4 protein-coding genes are annotated in these 5,541 nt (G+C 48.8%); all 4 read left to right on the forward strand.

Translation table 11 applies throughout. From position 1 onward, the window contains the following. Positions 1-33: 33 nt before the first annotated feature. Positions 34-648 (forward strand): TetR/AcrR family transcriptional regulator, encoded by a 615-nt coding sequence (locus AC1WIP_RS10520; RefSeq protein ID WP_481141785.1) that lies wholly within the window; start codon positions 34-36, stop codon positions 646-648. A gap of 112 nt (positions 649-760) precedes the next feature. Continuing rightward, on the forward strand, positions 761-2,533 hold the full coding sequence (locus AC1WIP_RS10525) for an ABC transporter ATP-binding protein (RefSeq protein WP_481141783.1): 1,773 nt from the start codon (positions 761-763) through the stop codon (positions 2,531-2,533). A 1-nt stretch (position 2,534) separates the two neighbouring features. Further along, positions 2,535-4,268 (forward strand): ABC transporter ATP-binding protein, encoded by a 1,734-nt coding sequence (locus AC1WIP_RS10530; RefSeq protein ID WP_481141784.1) that lies wholly within the window; start codon positions 2,535-2,537, stop codon positions 4,266-4,268. A gap of 404 nt (positions 4,269-4,672) precedes the next feature. Next, positions 4,673-5,035: a cysteine-rich VLP domain-containing protein gene (locus AC1WIP_RS10535; RefSeq protein WP_072526058.1), complete on the forward strand. Its 363-nt coding sequence runs from the start codon at positions 4,673-4,675 to the stop codon at positions 5,033-5,035. Positions 5,036-5,541 lie beyond the last annotated feature (506 nt).

Below are 5,541 nucleotides of genomic sequence, written 5' to 3' on the forward strand. Positions count from 1 at the left end.
GATATATAACAGCGTTATAAGGAGGCGAAGAAAATAGACGGCAATCTGACAACCTTAGAACGTATCCACCAGGCCGCAAAAGCAGAGTTTTTAGAAAAAGGGTACAAAGACGCTTCCTTGCGGAATATTGTGAAATCCGTGGGAATGACTACCGGAGCCTTTTATGGCTATTACAAAAGCAAAGAAGAATTGTTCGAGGCTTTGGTAGGCGAGCATTATGCGTACCTGCTTGGCTGTTTTCAAAAAGCGCAGAAGGAATTTGCCGATCTCCCCCACGAGCAGCAGCCGGAGGTTATGGGAGACATTTCCGGCGCTTGCATGTTTGATATGCTCCACTACGCTTATGAACATCTTGAGGAATGTAAGCTCATCCTCTGCTGCTCGGAAGGGACAAAATTTTCCGGCCTTATTGATGAAATGGTGGAAATTGAGGCAGCGGCAACCCATGCCTATCAGGAAGTCTTGCAGGAGCTTGGACGGCCTTCTCCGCAAATTGACCCCGCACTGGAGCATATCCTGATTACCGGCATGTTCCACACCTTTTTTGAATTGGTGATTCACGAGATGCCGCTTCAAAACGCAGAAAATTATGTGAAGGAAATGCGGGTTTTCTATACAGCCGGATGGATGAAAATTATGGGGCAGTAATGCCCTGTAATTTTTGCCCACGGGTTAGCTATAACTAACTTATACGGATATAAGAAGAACGCGCTTGTGTTCTCTTTATCGTAGATGAAATAAAGAAAAGGAGGAATCTTCTTTGAAAAAACAATCCAATCTGTCACGCCTGCTACAGATTGCAGGCAACCACAAATACCTGACTTACGCTTCCTGGGTGCTTTCGGCCATCAGCGCCCTCATAGCGTTAGTGCCTTTCTACTATATCTGGAAGGTCATGCAGGAAGTGTTGGCAGTTGCGCCGGATTTCAGCCATGCGCAAAACCTGACCCGTAACGGCTGGATGGCGGTGCTGTTCGCAGTGATCGCGGTGTTGGTCTACATAGGCGCTCTGATGTGTTCCCACAAAGGGGCGTTCCGCATTGCCACCAACCTGCGCCTACAAACGATGGAGCATATTGTAAAGCTGCCGCTGGGGTTTGCAGAGCAATTCGGCAGCGGCAGGCTGCGCAAGATCGTCAATGAATCCAGCGCCGCCACCGAAACCTATCTGGCGCATCAGCTTCCCGACCGTGCCAATGCCATTGCGACGCCATGCGGCCTTTTGGTTCTGCTACTGGTGTTCGACTGGCGGCTGGGACTTTTGAGCCTTGTGCCGGTAGTGCTGGGCTTTCTGATTATGATGACGATGACCGGAAAGAAAATGCAGGAAAAAATGAAAGAATACCAAAACGCTCTCGATGATATGTCCAATGAAGCGGTAGAGTATGTACGGGGGATTCCCGTTGTAAAAACCTTCGGGCAGACCATATTCTCCTTCAAAAAATTCAAGGATTCCATTGATAGGTATAAGGTGTGGGTGATTGCCTATACCAAGCAGCTTCGAGCACCCATGATGTTCTATACGGCAGCCATCAACGGCGTCTTTGCCGCGCTGATTGCCGGCGCCCTGATTTTTACCCAAGGCGGCGTTACCAAGGATTTCCTGCTGGATCTCATGTTCTATATCATCATTACGCCCATTATCTCCGTTACCCTCACCCGCATCATGTTCCAGAGCGAAAACGCCATGATTGTAGACGATGCCTTGCAGAGAATCGACAGCGTATTGAATCTTAAGCCGCTTGCAGAACCAAAACAGCCGGAACACCCAGAGGACGCTTCGGTACAGCTTAACCATGTTCATTTCAGTTATGATGGAAAAAACGAGGTCATCAAGGATATTTCCCTTTCAATTCCCGCAGGGCAGACGGTAGCTTTTGTGGGACCTTCTGGCGGTGGCAAGACCACGCTTGCCAATCTGATCTGCCGGTTTTTTGACCCGCAAGGCGGGCAGGTGAAAATTGGTAGCGTGGATGTGAAGCACATCGCCAAAGAGGAACTAATGAATACAGTTTCTTTTGTATTCCAGAATAGCCGCCTAATCAAAGCCTCGATTTTGGAAAATGTGCGTATGGGCAAACCGGATGCTACCCGCGAAGAAATCATGGCTGCCCTCCACAATGCCCAGTGTGACGATATTCTGGAAAAGCTGCCCCAAGGCGCAGACACCGTGATCGGGACAAAAGGTGTGTACCTTTCCGGTGGCGAACAACAGCGGATTGCCATCGCCCGCGTGATGTTGAAAAATGCGCCTGTCGTAATTTTAGACGAGGCCACCGCCTTTGCCGACCCGGATAATGAATCTCGCGTACAGGCAGCCTTTTCCAAGCTGTCACAGGGGAAAACGGTGATTATGATCGCCCATCGTCTCTCTACCGTAGCTGGCGTAGACCAAATCTATGTCATTGAGGACGGGCAGATCACAGAGAGCGGCAAGAGCCGGGAGCTGCTGGAAAAAGGCGGCGTTTTCAGCCACATGTGGCAGGACTATCAAACTTCTGTTCAATGGAAAGTTGCAAAGGAGGTACAATAAAGTGATTAAAAGGCTTCAAAAGCGATATGCCCTTTCCGAGCAGGGGGCGAAAGATTTGGTGAAAGGCTGTCTGGCCTGCGTTCTTCAAAATCTTTCCTTTATGTTCCCGGTGGGCCTCTTGTATTTTTTAGTAGGCGATTTGATGAATGGCGGTGTTCCCGGCGAAAAAATTGCTTTTTACATCGTGGGCTGCGTGGTGTGCATTGGCTTGATCTTGCTTACCACTTACTTTCAATACAACGCTACCTACTTTGCCACTTATACAGAAAGCGGTGTGCGGAGGATTACGCTGGCTGAACGACTTCGGAAGATTCCGCTGTCCTTCTTTGGAAAAAAGGACTTAGCTGACCTTACCAGCACCATCATGGCCGACTGCACCTTTTTGGAGCAGAGTTTTTCTCACTTTATACCGGAACTGGCAGGATCAATCATCTCCACTGTCTTAATTTCCATTAGCCTTTTGGTGTTCGACTGGCGCATGGCATTAGCGGCGCTGTGGGTATTGCCGGTTGCCTTTGCTATTGTAGGCTTCTCCGCAAAGGTGCAGGAACGGCTCAATCAGAAAGCGATGGATGTAAAGATGGCCTGCGCCGACGGGATTCAAGAGTGCATTGAAACTGTGCGCGACTTAAAAGCCAACAACGCCGAAGCAGAATACCTGAAAGGCTTGGAAAAGAAAATCCGCGCCGTGGAACATCGTTCCATTCTCAATGAGTTTGGGTTGGCGGCCTTTGTGGTATCCGCTTCACTCATATTAAAGCTGGGAATTGCCACCGTTGCGCTGGCAGGCTCGGTTCTGCTGATAGCAGGCAGTCTCGATGTGCTGACCTTCTTCCTGTTCCTGCTGGTTGTTTCACGGCTCTACGATCCGCTGCAAGGGGCGTTGCAAAATCTGGCGGCGGTTATCAGCACCCGCACTAATATCGCCCGCATGAATGAAATCCTCGATCATCCGATTCAGCAGGGAGAAAACAGACTTTCCAACAAAGGCTATGACATTACCTTCGACCATGTAGGCTTTGCCTACAACACAGGAGAAACCGTATTGAAGGATGTTTCCTTTACCGCAAAGCAGGGTGAAGTCACAGCCTTGGTAGGGCCTTCTGGTGGCGGCAAAACAACGGTTTCCCGGTTGGCAGCAAGATTTTGGGATGTGAGCCGGGGAAAGATCACCGTGGGAGGCATGGATATTTCCAAAATTGACCCGGAGACGCTGCTTTCCCTGTTCTCCATTGTATTTCAGGACGTTACCCTGTTCGACAATACCATTCTGGAGAATATACGAATTGGGAATAAAGACGCTACTGATGAGCAGGTGTTAGCGGCAGCACGGCTTGCTAATGTAGATGAATTTGCCGAAAAGCTGCCGGATGGCTGGCATACCAACATCGGGGAAAACGGCTGCGAGCTTTCCGGCGGTGAACGGCAGCGGATTTCCATCGCGCGGGCCTTTCTGAAAAACGCGCCGATCATTCTTTTGGATGAGGCTACCGCTTCGCTGGATGTGGAGAATGAAACCTTGATTCAAACTGCCCTCTCCCGTCTAATCGCGGATAAGACCGTACTGGTGATTGCTCACCGGATGCGCACCGTAGCCGGAGCAGACAAAATCGTGGTGCTTTCTGAAGGAACTGTGGCCGAAGAAGGCGCACCGGAAACATTGTTGAAGCAAAACGGCTTATATGCCCGAATGGTGAAGCTACAGACGGAGAGCCAGAATTGGAAGCTGGCGTAAAGTCTTTATTTCTTCCAGTTTTATTATCTGCCGCGTCGGCTATAAATTTGAAATCTGAGGAATGCCATCATGGCTTGAAACGGCCATGGTGGTATTTTTTTTGCGAAAACACCTATAAAAACACCCTTAAAAATGTCACGACTAATAGAGAGGTATTTTTAAATTTTTCTGCTGCCCCCGTAAAAATCCCCTCAAAATGAAATGACTATTAGAAGGGTATTTTTGTGTTTGTCCACGCAATAATTCCCTCGAAAATATACGGATATATGAGAGGGATTTTGAGCTATCTCAAATTTATTTTCAAAAGGGGGTGTCATTTTGCTGTCAAAATGTACGGATAAATAGAAGGGCGTGTTTTGACCGTCCAAAAGGAGGTGATAGAAATCAAAGAGAAAATCCCCGTGATGACCTACTCCCAATACCGCAGAGCTAGAAAGCTAGTCCATCAGTGCTGCAACTATGAGAGCGGGAACTGCCTTGCCCTTGACGATGGAGAAGAATGCGTTTGCGTGCAAAGCATTTCCTACTCTCTGCTGTGCAACTGGTTCCGTGCCGCTGTCCTGCCTTTGGATGAACCTCTGGTGACTGCTTTGCTTCATCGGAAAGAACATAAACGGTGCGCTGTCTGCGGACAATCCTTTCTTCCCGGTTCCAACCGGGCAAAATACTGCAAGTCCTGCGCCGCTATCGTTCACCGCAGGCAGAAAACAGCCAGTGACCGGAAAAGGCGGGCTGCCTGCGGACAATTAGAGACGAAAAAGGCTTGATTCTGCGGGCTTTGCAAGCACCGGTCAACGGGATAGAGGGATAAATCCTTATGCCCGCCCAGAACGAGCTTCTAATTGTCCGCACAGGCTCCTGACCTAAACGGGATTTCCCCAGACAGGCAGCAGGCTGAGTACATATAGGTTCCCGCTTCATTTTGTCTGCCTAAACGGGAATATCCAGGATTGGTTTTTCAGAACATGGCAAAGCTGACGCTCTGGAACGCCCATATCCTGTTTTTCAGTCCGTGGCTTTCCCGCCTGTCAGACAGCCCGGATTTAGACGGTAGTTAATAAGAAAAGAGTTAAATACAAAATAGTCAATATCAATCTATCTATCATAGCGATGATGGATAGAAAGGAGAATTTATGATTCCATACAAAACAGATACCGATATTTCGTCTTATATCATTTTCCCACGATTCCTTATCCCCCTGGATTTATCCAATGACGCCAAGGTGCTGTACGCCCTGCTTTTAGACCGGGCGGGGATTTCCAGGAAGAAAGG

This window comes from Acetatifactor sp. (assembly GCF_982438285.1).

Excerpts from the sequence above, each read along its gene's own strand:
- AC1WIP_RS10535 (WP_072526058.1), top strand. The coding sequence starts at position 4,673 with ATGACCTACTCCCAATACCGCAGAGCTAGAAAGCTAGTCCATCAGTGC.